26 protein-coding genes are annotated in these 22,245 nt (G+C 62.6%); 17 read left to right on the top strand and 9 right to left on the bottom strand.

The genetic code is table 11. The features are described 5' to 3' along the window. The first annotated feature begins 55 nt into the window (after positions 1–55). On the top strand, positions 56–817 hold the full coding sequence (locus tag NXT3_RS13015; RefSeq protein WP_104839476.1) for an SDR family oxidoreductase: 762 nt from the start codon (positions 56–58) through the stop codon (positions 815–817). A gap of 370 nt (positions 818–1,187) precedes the next feature. Here the strand turns inward: NXT3_RS13015 and NXT3_RS13025 are convergent, their stop codons facing one another. Continuing rightward, positions 1,188–2,390: a pyridoxal phosphate-dependent aminotransferase gene (locus NXT3_RS13025; RefSeq protein ID WP_104839477.1), complete on the bottom strand. Its 1,203-nt coding sequence runs from the start codon at positions 2,388–2,390 to the stop codon at positions 1,188–1,190. A gap of 390 nt (positions 2,391–2,780) precedes the next feature. On the opposite strand from NXT3_RS13025, the gene NXT3_RS13030 reads away from it, so the two are divergent. The 3 genes from NXT3_RS13030 to NXT3_RS13040 all read left to right on the top strand — a co-directional run bounded on the left by NXT3_RS13030 (position 2,781) and on the right by NXT3_RS13040 (position 4,660). Then, a complete protein-coding gene (locus tag NXT3_RS13030) occupies positions 2,781–3,113 on the top strand; it encodes a hypothetical protein (protein WP_104839478.1) in 333 nt (110 codons plus the stop codon). Continuing rightward, complete coding sequence (locus NXT3_RS13035) at positions 3,103–3,342, top strand: hypothetical protein (RefSeq protein WP_104839479.1); 240 nt, start codon at positions 3,103–3,105, stop codon at positions 3,340–3,342. Before NXT3_RS13030 ends, NXT3_RS13035 begins: the two co-directional genes overlap by 11 nt. A gap of 133 nt (positions 3,343–3,475) precedes the next feature. Continuing rightward, on the top strand, positions 3,476–4,660 hold the full coding sequence (locus NXT3_RS13040) for a PQQ-dependent sugar dehydrogenase (protein WP_104839480.1): 1,185 nt from the start codon (positions 3,476–3,478) through the stop codon (positions 4,658–4,660). Between the two features lie 9 nt (positions 4,661–4,669). On the opposite strand, the gene NXT3_RS13045 is transcribed toward NXT3_RS13040, so the two are convergent. Then, entirely contained in the window at positions 4,670–5,134 is a 465-nt protein-coding gene (locus NXT3_RS13045; protein WP_104839481.1) for a hypothetical protein, read from the bottom strand. Positions 5,135–5,266: 132 nt separating this feature from the next. On the opposite strand from NXT3_RS13045, the gene NXT3_RS13050 reads away from it, so the two are divergent. The 3 genes from NXT3_RS13050 to NXT3_RS13060 all read left to right on the top strand — a co-directional run bounded on the left by NXT3_RS13050 (position 5,267) and on the right by NXT3_RS13060 (position 7,601). Next, a complete protein-coding gene (locus tag NXT3_RS13050; protein ID WP_097538029.1) occupies positions 5,267–6,169 on the top strand; it encodes a DMT family transporter in 903 nt (300 codons plus the stop codon). Between the two features lie 652 nt (positions 6,170–6,821). Further along, positions 6,822–7,037: a cold-shock protein gene (locus NXT3_RS13055; protein WP_037415073.1), complete on the top strand. Its 216-nt coding sequence runs from the start codon at positions 6,822–6,824 to the stop codon at positions 7,035–7,037. A gap of 150 nt (positions 7,038–7,187) precedes the next feature. Further along, positions 7,188–7,601, top strand: a complete 414-nt coding sequence (locus NXT3_RS13060; protein ID WP_037415071.1) for a BA14K family protein — start codon at positions 7,188–7,190, stop codon at positions 7,599–7,601. A gap of 179 nt (positions 7,602–7,780) precedes the next feature. On the opposite strand, the gene NXT3_RS13065 is transcribed toward NXT3_RS13060, so the two are convergent. Next, on the bottom strand, positions 7,781–8,422 hold the full coding sequence (locus tag NXT3_RS13065; RefSeq protein WP_037415069.1) for an MBL fold metallo-hydrolase: 642 nt from the start codon (positions 8,420–8,422) through the stop codon (positions 7,781–7,783). An 87-nt stretch (positions 8,423–8,509) separates the two neighbouring features. After that, on the bottom strand, positions 8,510–8,671 hold the full coding sequence (locus tag NXT3_RS31985) for a hypothetical protein (RefSeq protein WP_097525254.1): 162 nt from the start codon (positions 8,669–8,671) through the stop codon (positions 8,510–8,512). A gap of 216 nt (positions 8,672–8,887) precedes the next feature. Here NXT3_RS31985 and NXT3_RS13070 point away from each other — a divergent pair, with 216 nt between their 5' ends. The 4 genes from NXT3_RS13070 (at position 8,888) to NXT3_RS13085 (ending at position 12,677) form a co-directional block, all read left to right on the top strand. After that, positions 8,888–9,511: a DUF1236 domain-containing protein gene (locus tag NXT3_RS13070; RefSeq protein ID WP_097525253.1), complete on the top strand. Its 624-nt coding sequence runs from the start codon at positions 8,888–8,890 to the stop codon at positions 9,509–9,511. 330 nt (positions 9,512–9,841) lie between these two features. Continuing rightward, positions 9,842–10,324: a MarR family winged helix-turn-helix transcriptional regulator gene (locus NXT3_RS13075; protein ID WP_037415064.1), complete on the top strand. Its 483-nt coding sequence runs from the start codon at positions 9,842–9,844 to the stop codon at positions 10,322–10,324. 200 nt (positions 10,325–10,524) lie between these two features. Then, the gene (locus tag NXT3_RS13080; RefSeq protein ID WP_037387345.1) at positions 10,525–11,226 is read left to right on the top strand and encodes a response regulator; all 702 of its coding nucleotides are present in this window, start codon (positions 10,525–10,527) and stop codon (positions 11,224–11,226) included. A gap of 71 nt (positions 11,227–11,297) precedes the next feature. Continuing rightward, positions 11,298–12,677, top strand: a complete 1,380-nt coding sequence (locus NXT3_RS13085) for an ATP-binding protein (protein WP_037415061.1) — start codon at positions 11,298–11,300, stop codon at positions 12,675–12,677. Positions 12,678–12,832: 155 nt separating this feature from the next. Here NXT3_RS13085 and NXT3_RS13090 read toward each other — a convergent pair whose 3' ends face one another. From NXT3_RS13090 to NXT3_RS13105, 4 genes are all read right to left on the bottom strand, one after another. Then, on the bottom strand, positions 12,833–13,174 hold the full coding sequence (locus NXT3_RS13090) for a tRNA-binding protein (protein ID WP_037415057.1): 342 nt from the start codon (positions 13,172–13,174) through the stop codon (positions 12,833–12,835). 30 nt (positions 13,175–13,204) lie between these two features. Continuing rightward, complete coding sequence (gene proC, locus NXT3_RS13095; RefSeq protein ID WP_037415054.1) at positions 13,205–14,023, bottom strand: pyrroline-5-carboxylate reductase; 819 nt, start codon at positions 14,021–14,023, stop codon at positions 13,205–13,207. Position 14,024: 1 nt separating this feature from the next. Then, positions 14,025–14,525, bottom strand: a complete 501-nt coding sequence (locus tag NXT3_RS13100) for a type III secretion system chaperone family protein (protein WP_037415051.1) — start codon at positions 14,523–14,525, stop codon at positions 14,025–14,027. Between the two features lie 428 nt (positions 14,526–14,953). Next, positions 14,954–15,238, bottom strand: a complete 285-nt coding sequence (locus NXT3_RS13105) for an accessory factor UbiK family protein (RefSeq protein WP_037415293.1) — start codon at positions 15,236–15,238, stop codon at positions 14,954–14,956. Between the two features lie 183 nt (positions 15,239–15,421). Between NXT3_RS13105 and lgt the strand changes: the two genes are divergently transcribed. From lgt to NXT3_RS13135, 6 genes are all read left to right on the top strand, one after another. Next, positions 15,422–16,267, top strand: coding sequence for a prolipoprotein diacylglyceryl transferase (gene lgt / locus NXT3_RS13110; RefSeq protein ID WP_097538026.1), 846 nt, complete (start codon positions 15,422–15,424; stop codon positions 16,265–16,267). A gap of 12 nt (positions 16,268–16,279) precedes the next feature. After that, complete coding sequence (locus NXT3_RS13115; protein ID WP_097525250.1) at positions 16,280–17,383, top strand: class I SAM-dependent methyltransferase; 1,104 nt, start codon at positions 16,280–16,282, stop codon at positions 17,381–17,383. A gap of 219 nt (positions 17,384–17,602) precedes the next feature. After that, positions 17,603–18,397 carry a peptidoglycan editing factor PgeF gene (pgeF, locus tag NXT3_RS13120; RefSeq protein WP_037415042.1) on the top strand — a complete coding sequence of 265 codons (795 nt, stop codon included), beginning with the start codon at positions 17,603–17,605 and terminating at the stop codon, positions 18,395–18,397. A gap of 1 nt (position 18,398) precedes the next feature. After that, entirely contained in the window at positions 18,399–19,550 is a 1,152-nt protein-coding gene (locus NXT3_RS13125) for a M24 family metallopeptidase (protein ID WP_037415040.1), read from the top strand. A gap of 99 nt (positions 19,551–19,649) precedes the next feature. Then, positions 19,650–20,558: a hypothetical protein gene (locus tag NXT3_RS13130; protein WP_097525249.1), complete on the top strand. Its 909-nt coding sequence runs from the start codon at positions 19,650–19,652 to the stop codon at positions 20,556–20,558. Between the two features lie 203 nt (positions 20,559–20,761). After that, complete coding sequence (locus NXT3_RS13135) at positions 20,762–21,694, top strand: ribose-phosphate pyrophosphokinase (RefSeq protein WP_037415037.1); 933 nt, start codon at positions 20,762–20,764, stop codon at positions 21,692–21,694. A gap of 63 nt (positions 21,695–21,757) precedes the next feature. Here the strand turns inward: NXT3_RS13135 and NXT3_RS13140 are convergent, their stop codons facing one another. Beyond that, entirely contained in the window at positions 21,758–22,129 is a 372-nt protein-coding gene (locus tag NXT3_RS13140; RefSeq protein WP_423827922.1) for a DUF779 domain-containing protein, read from the bottom strand. Positions 22,130–22,245: the final 116 nt, after the last annotated feature.

Here is a 22,245-nt window from a genome sequence, read left to right on the forward strand (position 1 = left end):
CGTCCACGAATGCATCTCTTTCTCATCATTCAATCGAACCGAAGAGGAAGACATAATGGCGATTTATCAGGGTAAGAAGGCGATCGTGGTCGGCGGCACCCACGGCATGGGGCTGGCAACGGTCAGGCGGCTCGTCAATGGCGGCGCTGAAGTGCTCCTGACCGGGCGCAACGAGGAGAATGTCGCCAAAGTCAGAGAGGAGTTCGGTCCGCGCGTGCACGCCGTGCGCTCGGATATCGCCGATCTCAGCGATATCGCGGTCCTTGGCGCCTCCGCCGGCCAGAAGCTCGGGGCCATCGACCTCCTCCACGTCAATGCCGGCATTTCCGAGCTTGAGCCCTTCGATCAGGTCAGCGAAGCCTCTTACGATCGCCAGTTCGCGGTCAACACCAAGGGCGCCTTCTTCACCGTCCAGCGGCTGGCGCCGCTGATCCGCGAGGGCGGCTCGATCGTCTTCACCTCCTCGGTTGCAGACGAGGGTGGGCATCCGGGCATGAGCGTCTACAGCGCCACCAAGGCCGCACTCGTCTCCTTCGCCTCGGTGCTGGCGGCAGAGCTCCTGCCGCGCCGCATCCGGGTCAACACGGTGAGTCCCGGCTTCGTCGACACGCCGACCAAGGGTGCAGCCGGCCTTACCGATGCGGAACGCGCCGAGTTCAAAGCGCTGGGCGATGCTATCACGCCGATGAAGCGCAACGGCACTGCCGACGAGGTGGCCCGCGCCGTGCTGTTCCTCGCCTTCGAGGCCACCTTCACAACGGGGGCAAAGCTCGCCGTCGACGGCGGCCTCGGCCAGAAGCTCTCAACGGCCGGTTGAAGCGAAACAGGAAAGGAAAAAGCATCACCAGGATTTTCGATCGACAGCGGTCAGCACCACCGCAACGTCGTCTCCGACGCGGCAATGCAGACCATCCCGTTGACACTATAGTCCGTGGGAGCCGCGAGCAGGACCTCGCCCCGGACTTCATCGATGCCATGCGAAGGCTTGCCACCATGCGAGTCGACAGAGGCCAAAGCGGCGCCGCATCTCCGGCGTGATCGAACTGATCCGAAGGCGGGAATGAATCGAATTTCAAAGAGATAGGACTGCTGCCTGAGATGGGTTGTCCGGTCGTTGAATCGAAATCTGAGCACGAAAAAGCCCGCCGTGTCCGGCGGGCTTGATGTTTGTTGCTCTGTCCGGGGCTTTACTTGCAAGCGGCGCAGAAACGCTGGATGCGCCGGCAAGCCTCTTCCAGCAGCGCCTCGGAGGTCGCATAGGAGATGCGGAAGTTCGGGCCCAGGCCGAAGGCCGAACCATGCACCACCGCCACGCCTTCGACCTCGAGGAGCTCGGAGACGAAGTCCTCGTCGGTCTCGATGACCTTACCCGACGGGGCGGTCTTGCCGATGAGACCGGCGCAGGACGGATAGACGTAGAAGGCGCCTTCCGGCGTCGGGCAGGAAATGCCCTTCGCCTGGTTCAGCATCGACACGACGAGGTCGCGGCGGCCCTGGAAGATTTCCTTGTTGCGCGGAATGAAATCCTGCGAGCCGTTCAGCGCTTCGACGGCTGCCCATTGCGCGATCGAGGTGGCGCCCGAGGTCTGCTGGCCCTGGATCATGTCCATCGCCTTGATCAGCGGCAAGGGTCCGGCGGCATAGCCGATGCGCCAGCCGGTCATCGCATAGGCCTTGGAGACGCCGTTCATCGTCAGGGTGCGGTCGTAGAGGCCGGGCTCGACCTCGACCGGCGTCGCGAACTTGAAGTCACCATAAGTCAGGTGCTCGTACATGTCGTCCGTCAGCACCCAGACATGCGGATGTTTCATCAGCACATCCGTCAGCGCCTTCAGTTCGTCATGCGAATAGGCAGCGCCCGACGGGTTCGAGGGCGAGTTGAAGACGAACCACTTGGTCTTGGGCGTGATCGACTTGTCGAGATCCTCGGCCTTGAGCTTGAAGTTGTTTTCCTGGGCCGTCGCGACGAAGACCGGCGTGCCGCCGCAAAGCGCCACCATCTCCGGATAGGAGACCCAGTAGGGAGCCGGGATCACGACTTCGTCGCCTGGGTTGAGCGTCGCCATGAAGGCGTTGAAAAGAATCTGCTTTCCGCCGGTGCCGACGATCGTCTGGGCGGCGGTGTAGTCGAGGTTGTTCTCGCGCTTGAATTTCTTGGCGATCGCCTCGCGCAGTTCCGGAATGCCCGAAACCGGCGTGTACTTCGTCTCGCCGCGGTTGATCGCGTCGATCGCCGCCTTCTTGATGTTGTCCGGCGTATCGAAATCCGGCTCGCCTGCTCCAAGACCGATGACATCGCGGCCTTTCGCCTTCAATTCGCGGGCTTTCTGCGAAACGGCGATGGTGGCGGAGGGCTTTACACGAGAAAGGGCATCGGCAAGGAAGGCCATGGTGTGAGGTCCTGATCGTTTCGAAACGGGCGTGAGACGCTACGGAACGGAAGACCGGCCTCCATAGCGGTTAGGTCTATGTCGAAAGACGCCCGGTCTTGCAAGCGCTCGATCGAGAAAAACGGCGGCCAAACCTCGCAAAATGCGTCACCATGACAAAGTTTCATCAAAGCGATCACGGCCGCAATGGATGACGGGCAATCCGGAACCTCCGTCCGCAATCTCACCGCCCCTCCGTGCCCCAGAAGACCGCCCCTCTTCACGCGTTTTCCCACGGCCCATATTTCGCCACAATAACTGTCGCAGAGCGCCGCAATTCCGTCCTTCAAGAGCCGATATCCAGGCGTCATGTCGTGTGATGCGAACGCATTGGCATCGTGGGGGTGTGCTATGTTTCTCGATGAAGAGATCGCTTCGACGCGAACCGGCCGAAACGAGGCGCGCTGGGGGTTTTATCTGGCGCTCGCGGCGCTCGCGGTCTGCATGGTGATGATCTTCGGCCTCGTGGTCGAGACGAAGGCCCAGGCGGCTTCCGCCGAGCCGGACCAGCAATCGGCGATGCTCGTCGTCTCCGAACCCGCCCCCGCGGCGGTGCTGGGCGAGCGGCAGATTGCCGTCGGCGCAACGCTGCTTGCCGCCGCGCTCACGGCCGGCACCGCTTTCGTCGTCAGCAACCGGATCGCCGCCTTAAGCAGGGCGAGAAGCAGGCGCCATGGCCGATAACGAAGACGATCTGCCCGAGCAACGTACCGGCTTCCTTGCCCGGCTGTCGGCGATCGAGACGATCATCGTCGCGATCATCGCCATGATTGCCCTTGCCGGCCTGATGCTGATCGGCAAGGGCTTTTACATGAAAGCGACCGCCGAGCTTTTTGCCTTGGAAAGGCAGATGGCAAATCAGTCCTTGATTGGCACCAGCCGGTCGCTGCAGCCCTTTTTCGAGAGCTTGTAAAGGGGTCGCTGCAGCGCGCACGTCCGATAAAGCCGTTTTGATCGGATTTGACTTGAAGCTAAGGCGACTGGGCACCAGTTTCTCTCCTGACCTGTAATGGCGGTCATGCAGGAGCTTGGGAGCGTCGAATCGCATGTGGCACTGGGCAAAAATCAAACCGAGCGAAATCCCCGTGACGCTCCTTTCGGCCGCCCTGCCTCTGGCCGCGGCTCTGTTCCTTTCCGCCGCTCTGCCTGCCGCTGCACAAGAGGCCCGGGAATTCCAGACACAGACGGGGACCGTCCTTGTCGAGACACTCGCGCACGGCCTCCAGCATCCCTGGGCGGTCGAAGTCCTGCCCGATGGGGCGCTTATCGTCACCGAGCGGCCGGGCCGGCTCCGCATCCTGCGCGACGGCAAGCTCTCGTCCGCGGTCGAAGGCCTTCCTGATGTCGCCGAACATGGCCAGGGAGGCCTGCTCGACGTCGCGCTCGACCCGCAATTTTCCGCCAACCGCACCCTTTACCTCACTTTCGCGGCCCGAGGCGACGACGGTTATGGCACCGCTCTGGCGCGAGCGACGCTCTCCGACGACGAGCGAAGGCTGACGGACGTCAAGGAGATCTTTCGGATGAACCGGTTCACGCGGGCTGGCCAGCATTTCGGCTCCCGCATCGCCATCGACCGCGACGGCAGCCTGTTCTTCGGCATCGGCGACCGCGGCGATGGCGAGCGGGCTCAGGACCCGCGCGACCATGCCGGCGCCCTCCTGCACATCAACGCCGATGGCTCCGTCCCCTCCTCCAACCCCTATCGCGGCGGTACCGAGGGCCTGCCGGAAATCTGGTCGAAGGGCCACCGCAATCCCCAGGGCCTCACCTTCGATACGGCCGACGGCAAGCTCTTGACCGTCGAGCACGGGGCGCGCGGCGGCGATGAAGTGAACAACCCGCAGCCGGGCAAGAACTATGGCTGGCCGGTGATCACCTACGGTAAAGACTATTCCGGCGCAGAAATCGGCGAAGGTACCGCCAAGGAAGGCTTGGAGCAGCCGCTTTACTACTGGGATCCTTCGATCGCCCCCGGCGCGCTCGCGGTCTATCGCGGCACCATGTTTCCGGAATGGAACGGCGACCTGCTGGTCGCGGCGCTGAAATACCAGTTGCTGGCCCGGCTCGAGCGCGACGACACCGGGGCGATCACGTCCGAGGAGCGGCTGTTCGACGGCGAGTTCGGCCGCATCCGCGATGTGATCGTCGCGCCGGACGGCGCCCTGCTGATGGTGACCGACGAGCAGAATGGCGCGGTCCTCAGGGTCTCTAAGGTCCCGACCCAATGAGGGCGCGCTTCAGAGCGAGGCCCTGATCTCCTTTCGGAACATAAACTTCAGCCCGGACCACACCGCGTCCACGGCGCAGACCTTCACGTCGACGAGGCCGAGCGGCAGAAAGATGTCCCGAAGCGCATCCTCGGTCAGCGTCGTCGCAACGCCTGAGGCACGCTTGGGCCAGGATACCCAAAGCATGCCGTCGGGCTTTAGCCGGCGAGCCAGGGCAGTCGCCCGTGCTTCGAGTCCCGCCCTCTTCGTATCGAAGCTGTGAATGTAATCGAACCGGCGCGAGACCGTCCCCTCAATCGAGGTGACGAGATGGGCAAACCCGGGAAAAGCGGCAATCTCCTGCAGATGCTCAGGCACATAGAGAAGCAGCGCCGCCTGCCCGCCGCGCAGGCCGAGCTTCTTTTGAAGCGGCGTGCCCGAATAGCCCGCCGCGTGCATATGCGTTTCAATCCGTTCGGCATCGTCGCGTCGCATCGTCGTCGTGCCAGCTCTGGGCGTCGAGGATGAGACTTGCGCCAGGAAAACGCAACTGATAGAGCGGCGGCGCAATCAAGAGGCGAAGTTGCCTTTATTGCTTTCCGCCCAGTCTCGCCCCGGGAGCCCTCCGTGACTCGCATCCAGGCCAACCTTTTCCTGTTGCTGTCCGGCGCGATCTGGGGCGCAGGATTCGTAGCCCAGTCTACCGCGATGCAGGCGATCGGACCGCTCTCGTTCATCGGCTTGCGTTTCGCAATTGCCACCCTGGTGGCCTTGCCCCTGGCACTGGTCGAGGCCCGACGCGCCACGGCGCCGCTGCCGCATGCGGCCATGCGCAACTTCATCCTTGTCGGGCTGGCGCTGTTCGGCGGAGCGGTGACGCAACAATACGGGCTGCTCACAACCACCGTCACCAATTCCGGCTTCTTGACCGGCCTCTACGTCATCTTCGTGCCTGTCCTGACGGTCGTCTTCCTGCGCCGACGGCCGCACTGGATCATCTGGCCGGCGGCGCTGATGGCGAGTTTCGGCATTTTTCTCTTGAGCGGCGGCACCCTGTCGGGACTGAACCGCGGAGATCTGCTGACCATCGTCTGTGCCTTCTTCTGGGCGATTCAAGTTTTGCTGATCGGCGTCTTCGCCGCAGCCACCGGGCGGCCGATGCTGCTGTCGATGACGCAATTTGCCGTATGTGCCGTTTCAGGAATCCTGCTCGCCGCCGCCTTCGAGCCCTTGAGTCTCGATCGCATCGCGGCCGCCCTGCCGCAGATTCTCTATGCGGGTGTGTTTTCGAGCGGCATCGCCTTCATTTGCCAGGTGGTCGGCCAGCGCTATACGTCGGCACCGCAAGCGGCGATCTTCCTGTCCAGCGAAGCGCTTTTCGCGGCGCTTTTCGGCGTGCTGCTGCTGGACGAGGTCATCACCCCGAGCGGCTATCTCGGCTGTATCGTCATCTTCGCGGCGATGCTCGTCGTCGAACTCGTGCCGGAATTGGCGAAGCGGCGCCGCCGGGCGGCAGGGGCCGCCGCTTAGACCAGCAAGATTTAGCTACATTGGGAGCCAAGCTGGACTTACTATATTACTTATTACTGTACACAACCGCTCTACTTTGCCCCAAAATGAATCAGCATGCGGTGGAGCCGAGCAACGGCCAAAGTTCTTTGCATTTTTTCTGCAAGATTATTCGTCGGCCTGCCCGAGCGTCGGCTCTCCTTGAAGGATGAGCCTTATCAGAGGGTTGCGACTCCCATGACGAACTGCCCAACATAGAGGCATGCTTGCAAGCGACATGATATGGCGCAAAAAATCCACTGCCTGCAACGGCCCATCAAAAAGCTGTGGATTCAACGGCTTGCAGCGCCTCCCGAATATCTTCCGCCGCCGGTCGAATTGATCTGTTTTTGAGCAATGAGAAGACTCAATACCTCGCCGGAAAAGTTTTGCTTGCCAATTCAAAATAAACTGATCACTCTTACTGTGTTCGGGCAATTTGCGAACGCGGGAAGATCTTGAAATAAATGCGAGCCGGAGACGCAAGCCACTCCGGGCGGTGAATCTGGGCCCACCAGGTCCGTCGCGATAACAGGACCCTTTCCTCAATTGTCGAGAACTGCCTGCCCCACGCCCTTCTGGGCAAAACTGTAATGCCACCCTTCGACCGGGTGGAGAGAAAAGGACCTGACGCATGGCCGAAACTGGCACTGTTAAATTCTTCAACACCGACAAAGGCTTTGGCTTCATCAAGCCGGAAAATGGTGGTGCAGATATCTTCGTACATATTTCAGCCGTACAGGCCTCGGGCCTGAGCGGTCTCAGCGAGAACCAGAAAGTCTCCTTCGATACCGAGCCGGATCGCCGCGGCAAGGGACCGAAGGCGGTCAACCTGCAGATCGTCGGCTAACGCCGCGCTCTGTCAATAATTGCATTTGTAGCCCGGCATTTTTGCCGGGTTTTTTCGTTCAGGCTCCGTTCAGTTTGGGCTATATACAGTCTTGCTCATCATGAAAGCCGGGCCTTCAGTCCGGTTCCTCCATGCACAGGATTGAAGCCCATGAACAAGTTCCTCAAAGCAACCGTTCTCTCGCTCGCCGCGGCCGCCATGGTCCTCCCAACGTTCGGCACGGCCCAGGCAGGCGACGATCACGATGATGCGTGGGCAGCAGGCGCAGTGGGTCTGGTGACAGGCACGCTTATCGGAACCGCGATCGGTTCACAGCCCCGCTACAGCGAACCGGTTTATATCGATCCGGAGCCGGAATATTACGAGCCGCGTCCGGTTTACCAGCCCCGCCCCGTCTACCGGGCCCGCCCGGTCTATCGTCAGGTTGTTGTCGACAGCTACGATCTTGAGCCCTGGACTCCGGCTTGGTACCGCTATTGCTCGCAGCGCTACCGCTCCTTCGATCCGGAGAGCGGCACCTTCGTCGGTTACGACGGCCGCAGCCATTTCTGCACGGCCGGCTGATCAGAGCGTCGCCCAATTTTAGACGAGAACCCCGTGCCTCATACGAGTCACGGGGTTTTCTAGCGCATCGGCCCGAAAATCGGAATCGATTTTCGGAAAGCACGATATGTAGATTCAGAGTGTTACAGCGTCCTTTGCGCGTCTGAAAAGACGCGCGGCGCTGTAAGCCTGTAATCCGATCAGAGCCCGCGCAGATATGGGTTGCTACGGCGCTCCTCGCCGATCCGGCCGCCCGGTCCGTGGCCGCAGATGAAACCGACGTCATCGCCGAGCGGCAGGATCTTGTCGCGGATGGAATCGAGAAGTTGTTGATGGTCGCCGCCGGGCAGGTCGGTGCGGCCGATCGAGCCGTGGAACAGCACGTCGCCGACATGGGCGAAGCTCTGCGCACGGTTGAAGTAGACGACATGGCCGGGCGCATGGCCGGGGACGTGCAGCACTTCGAAGACGTGATTGCCGAAGGAGACCGTGTCCCCGTCTTCCAGCCATTGGTCCGGCAGGACGTTCTGCACCTTCATCGCCAGGCCGAAACGCTCCGCCTGGCCCTCCAGCCGTTCGAGCAGCGGCCGGTCGTCCTTGTGCGGACCGATGATCTTGAGCTCCAGCGCCTCCTTCAATTCCTTGGCGCCGCCGGCATGATCGATATGACCGTGTGTGAGCCAGATCGCCTGCAGCTCGATGCCGTTTTCGCGGATCGTCTGCAGGATGACGTCGACGTCGCCACCGGGATCGACAATCACGCCTTCCTTCGTCTCGCTGTCGAACAGCACCGTGCAGTTCTGCTGAAAATGCGTAACCGGGATGATGCCCGCCTGTAACATGCCGACCGTGCCTCGTTCTTCCTTAGCTGTGGGCGGTGTCGCCGCCAGGTCACCTATAGCGGGATATGAGGCCGGAGACAGCGCAAATCAGCGAAGCGCGACAATTTCCGTTCTGTTCGACTCGGTCGGCAATTGCACGGTTGTGAGCAACAGAATGGATACGGCAAGTTTCGCCGCCACGACAACAAAGACCAGCGGACGCAGCCGCTGTGCAGTGAGTTCGGCCTCGTCGATGGTCTCATGCTGCATGGTCCGGACTCCCGGTGAGAACGCCCTTGGTCAGAAGGCGTGACTTCGTCCAACCTTCAGCGGGCGCGGCGATCTCTCAGTCGAAGCGCTCCACCGTCGGCCGAAGCAACGCTCGGCGGCAGCAATATGTTTCATGTTCACATTTCCTGATGTCACGCCGGGAACATCCGAGGCGTACGGGGCGTTTGGCCCGCATCATAGAAGAGGAGCAAGACAATGAAGACCCTCTCCCCCCACCTGTTGAAAGCGGTCGCGGCAGCGGGTTTGATCCTCGCTGCGGGCGTCTCCGCCGCCGCTGCGGCAATGAGCGCGACGGCAGTGACCGATCTCAACGTACGCGCCGGCCCCGGCCCGCAATATCCGGTCGTTGGCCTGGCGGCGCGCGGCAGCACGACCGTGCTCGAGGGCTGCATCGAAGGCAGCCTGTGGTGCCGGGTCAATGTCGGCGGCGTCAGCGGCTGGGCCTATGCCAAATATCTCGCAATGGCCCAGAGCGGCTCGACGGTGGTAATTTCCGAGCGGCGCGCTGAACTCGGCGTCCCGGTCGTGACCTACGAGGCGACCGGCAGCACGGTGGCCACCCCGACCGAACCGCTTGAGTTGATCGGGCCGGTCGAAGAGGTCGATGCCATCACCCCGCCTCCGGCAGTAGGCACCTACATCACTTCCAACCCGGTGGACCCGGTCTATCTCGATGGCGAGGTGGTTCTCGGCGCGACGCTGCCGAGCACCGTGGCCGTCCGGCCGATCCCGGAGTACAACTACGAATACGTGATGGTAAACGGGCAGCCTGTGCTTGTTGAACCCTCGACACGTCGGATAGTCTACATCTATCGCTGACGTTCAATCGTAGTGGACGTGATTAAGTCGCAGCGCGTCGTGAACGCGCTGCGACGCATTTCCGTGTCAGTCTCCCGCCGAGCCTCAACAATCTCCCAACCTCACGGTGCGCATCGACCTATTCTGCCGCAGACGGTTCGACTCGCCGGTAGAATTGTGTCAACAAAGCTGACACTTCTTTCTATTATGTCGCTAGTGGACGTTTTCTTAAATCCCAGTCGATTTAAGGATTAAGAGCATGCAGCCTTCAAAGTGCCACAGCGAGCTTTGCGCGTCCTATAAGACGCACGGCGCTGGAGGTGCAATCTGCCGGGAAAGGAAAGTGACCGCGTGGCCGGCCAAACTAGGGACAACAGCCAGTACATGACAGATGTCACCCGCAAGGAGGAAGACACGATCGATTTTGAGATTATCGAGCTGCTGTTTTTCGCCTATCGCGACTTCACCGGCGATCCGGACGCCATTCTCGAAAAGAGCGGTTTCGGGCGCGCCCACCACCGCGTCGTGCACTTCGTCAATCGAGAGCCGGGCATGACCGTGGCCGATCTTCTCGACACGTTGAAGATCACCAAGCAGAGCCTTGCCCGTGTCCTCAAGCAACTGATCGACTCAGGCTATATTCGTCAGGTGGCCGGTCCGGAGGACAGGCGCCAACGCATGCTCTATACGACGAAAGAGGGCCAGGCACTGGCGCGAGCACTCGCCGAGCCACAGTCCCGCCGCATAGCGGATGCATTGGCGAAGACGGGTCCCGGCGCGCGGGAAATCGTCAAGCGGTTTCTCGTCAACATGAAGAACAGCGCCGCGGACTGATACCGGGGCTCCGCCTAGGATTTTATTAGGATTAACGGATAAACCCCTGGAATCAGGGAATGGGGCGACCGCGGCGCATCTGCTTCAATGCGCGGTCACTCAAATTCGGGAGGAGGACGCGGCTGTGATCCGGTTCGGTTCGATCGCAGTCGCGCACCGCAGGGGAAATAAGGCTCTGCCGAGAAAAGGGTTTGCCAAGCATGATTGCCAAAGCGAAAGTGGCCGATGACGCGGCGCACCTTCTGATCGTGGATGACGACCGACGCATTCGCGACCTGCTGAACCGCTTTCTGGTGGAACAGGGGTTTCGCGTGACAACGGCGGCCGATGCCGGCGAAGCGAGGCGAAAGCTCATCGGGCTCGATTTCGATCTCCTGATCGTCGACGTGATGATGCCCGGCGAAAGCGGCATCTCGCTGACCCAGAGCTTGAGACACATCAAGACCGTACCGATCATCATGCTGACGGCACTCGCAGAAGCGAATTCCCGCATCGAAGGTCTTGAGGCGGGCGCCGACGACTACTTGCCGAAACCCTTCGAGCCGCGTGAGCTCGTGCTCAGGATCAATAACATATTGCGTCGGAACCAGCCCACACAGGCGCCGAAGGTCGATCAGGTCATCTTCGGCCCCTATACGTTTTCGGTGGTGCGCAAGGAGCTTCGCCGCGGCGCCGAGCACATCCGGCTGACCGACCGCGAACAGGAGATCATGACCCTGTTTTCGCAACGCGCCGGCGAAACCATTCCACGCCACGAATTGATCGGCGACGACGCCGAGGTCGGCGAACGGACGATCGACGTGCAGATCAACCGGCTGAGGCGCAAAATCGAGGACGATCCCTCCAATCCCGTCTGGCTGCAGACGGTGCGCGGCATCGGCTATCGTTTGAGTGTGGACTAGTCTAGGTTCAAGACGAGCGGGATGCCACACCTGTTCAACAAAGGACCGCTTCGGCAACGACTGAGACGACGATGGTAAGCCTCGACAGCCTCAGGCGCACAAGATCGAACAGCGCCGACAGCGCCTGGAAGCGCCTCATCCGCTGGCTGCGTCGCCGCCTGCCGATGGGTCTCTACGCCCGCTCGCTGCTCATTGTCGTGATTCCCATGGTGTTGCTGCAGTCGGTCGTCGCCTTCGTCTTCATGGAGCGGCACTGGCAGCTCGTCACGCAGCGTCTCTCGGCCGCGGTCACCAACGACATCGCGGCTATCGTCGACCTGATCACGACCTTCCCGCAGGACGGCGACATAGATCGGATCGTCCGGATCGCCCGCGACGAGCTCGACCTCAACATCGCCGTCGAGCCGGGCGGAGAACTGCCGCCACCCCGGCCCAAACCCTTCTTCGAGATCCTCGACCAGATCCTCAGCGAGGAGATTTCGAACCAGATCCGCCTTCCCTTCTGGATCGATACGGTCGGCAACTCGAAGATCGTCGAGATCCGCATCAAGCTCGAAGACGGCCGTATCCTCCGTGTCTATGCGCGGCGCAACCAGGCCTATGCGTCGAACACCCATATCTTTCTCGTCTGGATGGTCGGCGCGTCGCTCGTCCTGCTGGCGATCGCAATCCTGTTCCTGCGTGGACAAATCCGCCCGATCCTGGCGCTCGCCAATGCCGCCGAAAGTTTCGGCAAGGGACAGAAGATCGATGACTTCGCCCCACGCGGCGCCGAAGAGATCCGCCGCGCCGGCCTGGCCTTCATCCTGATGCGCGAACGCATCGAACGCCAGATCGAACAGCGCACCGCGATGCTGACCGGTGTCAGTCACGATCTGCGCACCATCCTGACGCGCTTCAAGCTGCAACTGGCGCTCGCCGGCGACACTCCGGACCCCAGCCTCAACCAGGACGTCGAGGACATGCAGAACATGCTGGAAGGCTATCTCGCCTTTGCCCGCGGCGAGGCGGAGGAAGACGTCGGCGAGTTGAAGCTCAGCGACCTGATGGCGCGGCTCTTGGCAGAGGCCGAGCTTTACGGCAAGACCCTGACCACCTCGATCGAGGGAGAGGACAACATTCGCGTCCGGCCGAACGCCTTCACGCGTCTCGTCGCCAACCTGGTATCGAACGCCTACCGCTATGCCGACACGGTTCGGATCGACGCCCGCCATACCGCCAAATGGCTGACGATCACCATCGACGATGACGGTCCCGGCATTCCGGAGCCCTCGCGCGAGGATGTCTTCAAGCCGTTCTTCCGCCTGGACGAGGCGCGCAATCTCGACAGTTCCGGCACTGGCCTTGGCCTCGCCATTGCGCGCGACATCGCCCGAAGCCATGGCGGCAACGTCACCCTCGGCGACAGCCCGCTTGGAGGGCTGCGCGCCACAGTGCGCGTCCCGACGTGAACCCTCCCGGAGCTGCTAAAATTAGCGCGAATAGTCTACAGCGCCGCGCGTCTTATCAGACGCGCAAAGGTCGCTGTAACACTTTGAATTGCTGTAGGTCAGACCGCGCCGTTCGTTGAAACGCCGCCAAGTTCTATCTCAAACGCCATGCCTCGTCACATCAGCTTTCTGCCGTTCGGAACGGGCTTGTCGGTCGCGGCCAGCACGATCGCGCCCTCTTCGTCTGCAAAGCCGAGCGTCAGGACCTCGGAGCGGACGGGCCCGATCTGACGCGGGGGGAAATTGACTACGCCCAGCACCTGCCGGCCGACGAGATCTTCCGGCTTGTAGTGCACAGTGATCTGTGCAGACGACCTTTTTATGCCGATCTCGGCACCGAAATCGATTCTAAGCTTGTAGGCGGGCTTGCGCGCCTCGGGAAAGACCTCGGCCTCGATGATCGTGCCGACGCGGATATCCACGCGCTCGAAATCGCAAAATTCAATGAGGTCCGCCATCAAAATACCTTTGGAAATCCGGCCGGCCGCTTAACCGGCCAGTTCTTCGGCGCGCTTGCGCGCTGCCGCGATGGCCTTGTCGAAAAGCGGCTGCATGCCGTCGTCCGCCATCAGGACGGCGAGTGCGGCGGCGGTCGTGCCGCCCGGCGACGTGACGTTCTGGCGAAGGCGTGCGGCGTCGTCGGGGGACTGATGTAGGAGTTCACCAGCCCCCGCGACGGTTTCCCGAGCGAGCCGCATGGCAAGGTCCGCCTGGAGGCCGAGCTTACGCCCAGCCTCCGCCATGCACTCGACGAGATAGAAGACGTAGGCCGGTCCGCTGCCGGAAACCGCAGTCACTGTATCGATGTCGGCTTCGCTGGCAACCCATTCGACCGGCCCGCTGACCTTCAGGAGATCATGAACCAGCCCGCGTTGCTTTTCGGTCACGCGGGCATTGGCGAAAGCGCCCGTGACGCCGCGACCTATCATGGCCGGCGTGTTCGGCATCGCCCGCACGGTCGCCGCTTCGCCGAGATGGCGCTCGATGAAAGCAAGCGTCTTGCCGGCCGCGACGGAGACGATCACTGTGCCGGATCCGACGAGCCCCTTCAGCGGCGGGAGTGCCGCTTCCATGACTTGCGGTTTGACGGCGAGAAAGATCACACTTGCCTTGACGCCCTGCGGGACGGCGGCCGCATGAGCCACGCCGTTTTCGGCGATGAGTTTTTGCATGGCCGGGGGTGGGCCCGGATCGACCACGAGAACATCGCCGCCGCTGACACCGCTCTTGATCCAGCCGCCGAGCATGGCGCCGCCCATGTTGCCGGCGCCGACCAGGACGATGGGACCGGAAACGGCGATGCTCATCTCATGCCTCCCCAACAGTCGCGAACAGGACAGTATCGACGGCGCGCTGCGCGTCCATCCCGGACCAGACGACGAATTGGAACGCCTGGAAATAGGTTTCGCAGGCGTCGAGCGCGCTCGACAAAAGCACTTCCACCTGCCGGTTTGTCGGCTCGGCGCCTCCGGCAAGCAACAGAGATTGCCGGAAGATGATGACCTCTTCTTGGCGCCAGAGATCGAAATGTCCCATCAGGACCTGGCCGTTGATCTGGGAGAGCAGGCGGATCACCTCGTTGACGCGGCTATCCGGAACCTTGATGTCGAAGGCGCAGGCAAGATGCAGCGCCTCGAACTCCTCCATCCAGGAAAAGGAAACGTGATAGTCCGCCCACCGGCCCTCGACCGTCATGGCGATCTCGTCCTCGCCCGACCGCTCGAAGGACCAGTCATTGTTGGCGGCGACGAACTCGATCATATCGACCGGGTTGGACTGGCGCTCGACTTCCATTTCCAAAAGGCTCATGCATCACCCTAAAGGCACGGCGCAAGGCGCGCGAGGTCACGTTCACAAGACGCAACGCTGCAAACCCGACACCGGATACCGACACACTCTGATTGCTGGACCTGCGGTTATCCTGGCTTACTTACCCTGCCCGGAGCTTGCGTGGCCCGTTTCGAATCATCATTTAAAATCAGTGTATAACGGCAGAGTCACCCTGCCAGCCCCTGAGCCGAAAAATTGCAGGGAAGACCTCTCGTCGCGTTAGGATTTCGATTCAGCGGGGATGCTTAAACGACTCTGCGATAAGGGTTTTTTGGCAGTGTCCACAGGTGGAAAACTTTTCAGCTTTCATTAACCCTGAAGCTGACGCAGCGACTGCCGCGTGAAAAGGCGACTCGGCTGCGGAGAAGCAGCTCGAAGGCGGCATCCAATCGTATGCTGGCCGGAAATTACTTGCCGGTGGTGATGTCGCCGACCGGTTCTGTCGCGGCAAGGCGCGCTTCGAGCGCTGCGATCCGGGCGAGCAGGGCGTCGTTTTCGTCGCGCGCCCTGGCAGCCATCTCCTTGACGGCCTCGAACTCCTCGCGCTTCACCACGTCGAGCGAATTCAGCCAGCCTTCGGCCTGGGCGCGAAAGGCCGTCTCGACCTCCCGCCGTACGCCCTGGGCCGCACCGGCAGCATCCGTCATCAATCTCGCAAGATCATCGAGAATGCGGTTGGCCCCTGTGCTCATCGTATTCGTCTCCATTTCGCTCGCGCCCCATGGGCGAGCCCTGTCATTTTCAGGTAGGGTCGCGCGCACGAGGATGCAAGGAAAATCAGAGCCTGCGACGGGAAGAACGGGAGAGCCGCTTGACCCCGCCTGCTTCGATCGCCATGTTCCGCCCAACCGATAGGCCCGGCATGAGAGAAGACCTTGGAAACACTTGCTACCCGCCTCGCCATTCTCCCCTTTCCCGAAATCGATCCCGTCATCTTCACGATCGGGCCCCTCGCCGTCCACTGGTATGGGCTGGCCTATGTCGCCGGGATCCTGCTCGGCTGGTTCTATGCCCGACGCCTGGTCCAGAATGCCCCGCTCTGGCGCAACGATACCGCCCCTCTCACTCTGGCGCAGCTTGATGATTTCCTGCTCTGGGCAGCCGGCGGCATCGTGCTTGGCGGGCGCCTTGGCTACATTCTCTTCTACGATCTCGGCTCGGTGCTGCAGGACCCGATTCGGGCCGTCGAAATCTGGAACGGCGGCATGTCCTTCCATGGCGGTCTTCTGGGCACGACGCTGGCGATGATCGTGTTTGCCCGTAGGAACGCCATTCCCGTCTGGAGCCTGTTCGACGTCGTCGCCGCCGTCGTGCCGATCGGCCTTCTCTTCGGTCGCATTGCCAATTTCATCAACGGCGAGCTCTGGGGCCGGCTTTCGTCCATGCCGTGGGCGGTCGTCTTCCCGACCGGAGGGCCGTTCCCGCGCCACCCGAGCCAACTTTACGAGGCTCTTCTCGAGGGCGTCCTGCTTCTCGTCGCCCTCGCCTATTTCGTCTATCGCAGCAAAGCCCTGAAGACGCCCGGCTTCGTCACCGGCGCCTTTGCCTGCGGTTACGCCTTAAGCCGCATTTTCGTCGAATTCTTCCGCGAACCGGACGCGCAGATCGGCTATCTTGCCGGCGGCTGGCTGACCATGGGCATGGTGCTCTCGCTGCCGCTGGCTCTCGCCGGGATCTGGGCGATGGCGCGGGCGCGCAGGGCGGCAACCGCAGCCGCATAACTGGACTGGTGCATGACGAATCCTCTCGCCGACAAGATCAAGGCGCTGATCAGGACCAATGGGCCGATCAGCGTCACCGACTTTTTTTCCCTCTGCCTGGCGGACCCGCAATACGGTTACTACCGCGTTCGCGAGCCGTTCGGACGGGAGGGCGATTTCACGACGGCACCGGAAATCAGCCAGCTCTTCGGGGAAATGATCGGCATATTCCTGGTTCACGCCTGGCAGGAGCACGGTTCTCCCAGCGAGCCGATCATCGCCGAGATTGGGCCGGGCCGCGGCACGATGATGGCGGATATGCTGCGCGTCCTCCGCCGCCTAGCGCCGGAGCTTTACCAGACCGCCGAGGTTCATCTCGTCGAAACCAGCGAAAGGCTGCGCAAGGTGCAGGCCGAAACGCTCGCCGGTTATGAAGGCAAAGTCCATTGGCATGCAAGCTTCGACAGCTTGCCCGCGGGCTTCCTGCTTCTCGCCGCAAACGAGCTTTTCGATGCGATCCCGATTCGCCAGTTTGTGAGAACCGCACAGGGGTTCCGCGAACGCATGGTCGGGCTTGATGCCGACGATGAGCTGGCCTTTGCCGCCGGTGTGGCGGGCATCGATCCCTCCCTGCTGCCGACGCCGGTGCAATCGGTCGCCGAAGGCACGATCTTCGAGGCCGCCCCGGCGCGAGACGCGGTGATGGCCGCGCTTTGCGAGCGCCTGCGTGCGAACGGCGGGACGGCGGTCCTCATCGACTATGGTCATCTCTCGACCGGCTACGGCGACACGCTGCAGGCCGTCCGCAACCACCGGTACGATCCTCCGCTCGCCAACCCGGGACTTGCCGACCTCACCAGCCATGTGGATTTCGAACAACTGGCGCTGCGCGCCAAGGCGGAGAGCGTGCAGGTGAACGGCCTCGCGCATCAGGGTGACTTTCTGGTCGGTCTGGGCCTGCTCGATCGGGCGGCGGCCCTCGGCCGCGACAAGGATGCGGCGACTCAGGAAAGCATCCGCGACGATGTCGAGCGGCTTGCCGGTGCCGGTGCCGCAAAGATGGGCGAACTGTTCAAGGTGCTGGTCGTCAGCAGCCCTGAAGTCGCCCTGGTGCCGTTCCGCAAAAAGGCGCGCTGACGCGCGGGAAAACGCACATTTCCAGCCGGTGCAGGCTCTTCGCTTTCTGGTCGCGAGAGGGAATGGCCGGGAGGGATCAGGACCTCGTCTCGACGTTCCGCAATTGACAGTTCTGGCCTGCCGGGCCAACATCGCCCGGCAAATCAGCCGCAAATCATCGGGCCAGACGCGCCCTCACCCCAACGCGAAACCACGAAGATTCGAGGGCGAGAACACCGAATGCAGGACGATGCCTCGCTCTCACCCGTGCAGAGCCCGCTCTTCGGCGCCGAGGCGGGGCCAGAGATCGCCCATGGCTACTTCACCCGCAAGGGCGGCGTTTCCGAAGGCATCTATCGCGGCCTCAATGTCGGCCTCGGCTCCCATGACGATCGCGAGCGCGTCGCCGAAAACCGGGCCCGAGTCGCCAGCTGGTTCGATGCCGAGCCGCGACGTCTTGCAACGGTTCACCAGATCCATTCCCCCGATGCGATCATCGTCGACGACAGCTACGACGGCGCGCGTCCGGACGCCGATGCGCTGGTGACGGCGACGCCGGGCATCGTCCTCGGCGTGCTTTCGGCCGATTGCGGACCCGTGCTCTTCGCCGACCCGAGGGCGCGCGTCATCGGCGCCGCCCATGCCGGTTGGAAGGGCGCGCTCGGCGGCGTTCTCGAAAGCACGATCGATGCAATGGTCTCGCTCGGCGCGCGCCGGGAGCGCATCGTCGCCTGTCTCGGACCGTCGATCAGCCGCCAGCATTACGAGGTCGGCCCGGAATTCGTCGAACGTTTCATGTCCACCGACGACAGCTACGCGGCGTTCTTCAGGCCGTCCGGCCGCAACGGTCATGCGATGTTCGACCTGCCCGGGCTCACGGTCCGCCGGCTCGTCGCGGCCGGTGTGACGGCGGAAAACCTCGATATCTGCACCTATGCCGACGAGGACCGCTTCTTCTCCTATCGCCGCACCACGCACCGCCAGGAGCCCGACTACGGGCGGCAGATATCCGCAATTTGCATACGGGAGGCTTGAGATGGCGCTTCACTTCGCCGAAGAGGAATATGCATCGCGCCTGAGACGGCTCACGGCCAAGATGCAGGAAGAGCGGCTCGATGCCGTCCTTCTCTTCGCGCAGGAGAGCATGTATTGGCTCACCGGCTACGACACTTTCGGCTATTGCTTCTTCCAGACGCTGGTCGTCAAGCAGGACGGCTCGATGGTGCTGCTAACCCGGTCGGCCGATCTGCGCCAGGCGCGCCACACGTCGAATATCGAGCGCATCGAGATCTGGGTGGATCGCGTCAATGCCGATCCCGCCATGGACCTCAAGAACCTGCTCAGCGAGCTCGACCTGCTCGGCTGCCGCATCGGCGTCGAATACGACACGCATGGCATGACCGGCAGGACGGCCCGTCTCGTCGACAACCAGCTGTCGACCTTCGGCGAGCTGATCGACGCATCGATGCTCGTCAGCCGCCTGCGCCTCGTCAAGAGCCCGGCCGAAATCGTTCATGTCGAAAAGGCCGCGAGCCTTGCCGACGACGCACTCGACGCGGCCTTGCCGCTGATCCGCCCCGGCGGCAGCGAGGCCGATATCCTCGCCGCCATGCAGGGCGCCGTCTTTGCCGGCGGCGGCGACTATCCGGCCAATGAATTCATCATCGGCTCGGGCGCCGACGCGCTGCTCTGCCGCTACAAGGCCGGCCGGCGCAGTCTCGATGCCAGTGACCAGTTGACCCTCGAATGGGCCGGCGTCAGCGCCCACTACCATGCGGCAATGATGCGCACGATCGTCGTCGGCGAGCCCACCAACCGCCATCGCGAACTTTACAGCGCCTGCCGCGAGACGATCCAGGCAATCGAAATGGTGCTGAGGCCCGGCAATACCTTCGGCACCGTCTTCGACGTGCATGCGAGGATCATGGACGAGCGCGGCCTCGCCCGCCACCGCCTGAACGCCTGCGGTTATTCGCTCGGTGCCCGCTTCTCGCCCTCCTGGATGGAGCACCAGATGTTCCATGTCGGAAACCCGCAGGAGATCGAGCCGGACATGTCGCTCTTCGTGCACATGATCATCATGGATTCCGACAGCGGCACCGCCATGACGCTCGGCCAGACCTATCTGACAACCACCGAGAGCCCGAGGCCGCTGTCGCGCTACGGACTGGACTTCATATCTGCGTAAGGAAATCGTCCTATGCTTTCCGGCGAGAAATGAAAGGCAGCACGGCAGTCGGGTTTCCGGCCGCCGGCCTCGCCGAGTTCGAGCCAGACGGTGGGAACGATGCGCAAGCAGATCATGCCTATCGCAAGCCTTGGTCTTGCCGCAGCCATTGCCGGCTGCAACACCACCGACGCCCTGATCCCGCAAGTGGACGTCGGCGGAGGAACCTTCCGCTCGCCGCCGGTGACCCAGTCCGATCTCGAAGCCATGTCCACGCAGACCGCCGTGATGCCGGTCGAAAGCGTGCCGCCAAGCCGCACCGCAGCCTTCGCAGCGCAGCCGAACATTTCCGTCCCGCCGACCCACTACGCGACGAGCCACACCGACTACACGGATCCCGCCGGCACGCTCGAGGCGCAAGCCAGCCGCCTCGCCGAAGGCGTGGCACCGGTGCAGACCATGCAGCCCCAACCGCCGGTGCCAGAAAATCTGCCGCCGCAGGCAGAAAATCCGCCGCCCCAGGTCGAAAGTCAGCGGGCGCAGGCGAGAAACGTGGCGCCGCCGGAGGAAGAAAGCGCAGAGCAGCCGGCGCAGCCTGACGTCGCGGCCGCAGCGGAGAAGACGCAGCAGGCTGCCGCTTCGCCGGCTCCGGCGGCGACCGGTGCCGGCGGCATCCGCTTCCTGCCGATCATCGGCGCTCCGGTTCAGGCCGTCACGCCCCTCTCGAAGCAGCTCGGCGCCTCGGCCCGGGCGCAGGGGATCACCATCAAGAGCTCCACCGACACGTCGAGCGACCATATTCTCAAGGGCTATTTCTCGGCGCTCAACGACAGCGGCAAGACGACGGTCGTCTATGTTTGGGACATTCTCGACGGCGGCGGCAATCGCCTGCACCGCATCCAGGGGCAGGACACGGTGGAAAGCAGCGCTGCCGAACCCTGGAGCGCCATTCCGCCGGAAACAATGCAGGCGATCGCCGAAAAGACGATCGACGCCTATCTCGAATGGCGTCAGTCCCAACGCGGTTGACGCAAAGATTTTAGGATAATAGGCGCTGCGCCGCAGCAATCCCCTTGCATTCACCTTCAAGGACGCTAAAAAGCGGCCGATCAGCTCTGACAGCGGCCATCGCAGCGATTGCCCGCGATCGGAATGGCTCAGGGATTTTGCGCGGACGATCCTGCCCCGGACTGGACCGGACGGTGGCCGCGCCAGCTCAAGGCGGACCGTCTATGAAGGTTTTCGCAGGCAATTCGAACCGGCTGCTGGCCGAAGCGATCTGCAACTATCTCAACCTGCCGCTCGGCAGAGCCACCGTACGGCGCTTCGCCGACCAGGAAATCTTCGTCGAGATCGGCGAGAACGTGCGCGGCGAGGATGTGTTCATCGTCCAGTCGACCTCCTTCCCCACCAACGATCATCTGATGGAACTGCTCATCATGATCGACGCGGTCCGCCGCTCCTCCGCCCGCCGCATCACCGCCGTGCTTCCCTATTTCGGGTATGCCCGCCAGGACCGCAAGCCCGGACCGCGCACCCCGATCTCCGCCAAGCTAGTCGCCAATCTGATCACCGAAGCCGGCGCCGACCGCGTCCTCACCCTCGATCTCCACGCCGGCCAGATCCAGGGCTTCTTCGACATCCCGACCGACAACCTCTATGCGGTTCCGATCCTGGCCCGCGACGTCAAGGAGCACTACGACCTCAAGAACGTCACGGTCGTTTCGCCGGACGTCGGCGGCGTCGTGCGCGCCCGGGCGCTTGCCAAGCGCCTCGACTGTCTGCTGGCGATCGTCGACAAGCGTCGCGATCGCCCCGGCGAATCGGAGGTCATGAACGTCATCGGTGACGTTCATGGCAAGGATTGCATCCTGATCGACGACATCGTCGATTCCGGCGGCACGCTCTGCAACGCCGCCGAGGCGCTGCTCAAGAACGGCGCCACAAGCGTCACCGCCTATATCACGCACGGCGTGCTTTCCGGCGGCGCGGTCGCCCGCGTCACCTCATCGATGCTGAAGGAACTGGTGATCACCGATTCCATCCAGCCGACGACGGCGGTGCAATCGGCCCACAATATCCGCGTGATCTCGACCGCCGGCCTAATCGGCGAAGCCATCAGCCGCACCAGCCAGGAAGAATCGGTGTCGAGCCTTTTCGACTGAGAGCGGAACGTCCGACTTCAGCCAATCACAACGCCGGCTCTAACTGCCGGCGTTTGTTTTTGACTACGGAACGGCGCAGGCCTCGCCGCCTCCAAAGAGCCGCGAGCGGGTGAGGAAGCGCTTCTCGCGGCCATTGTCGAGCGAGAACATCCCGCCCCTGCCCGGCACCACATCGATGATCAGTTGGGTGTGCTTCCAGACCTCATGCTGACTGGCGCTGATATAGACCGGCACGCGGTCGATCTCGCCGAGCTTCACGTCGTTGTCGCCGACGATGTAGTCGTCTGCCGGGTAGCACATCGGGGACGAGCCGTCGCAGCAGCCGCCTGACTGATGGAACAGGATCTCCGGATGATCGGCGCGGATTTCGCGGATGAGTTCGATCGCCGCGTCGGTCGCAAGCACGCGCGGCTCGCCGATTGTTTCCGTCATCATTCTCTCCTTCCTGAAAAGCCAGCATGCTCCCGGTGGAACGCCACCGGGAGCATGCCGGGAGGATCGCCGGCACCAGCGGGACGAGCGGTTTACCGCCTTCCCGCTCCAATTCTGGG

It is taken from the genome of Sinorhizobium fredii, from assembly GCF_002944405.1.
Lineage (GTDB): Bacteria > Pseudomonadota > Alphaproteobacteria > Rhizobiales > Rhizobiaceae > Sinorhizobium > Sinorhizobium fredii_C.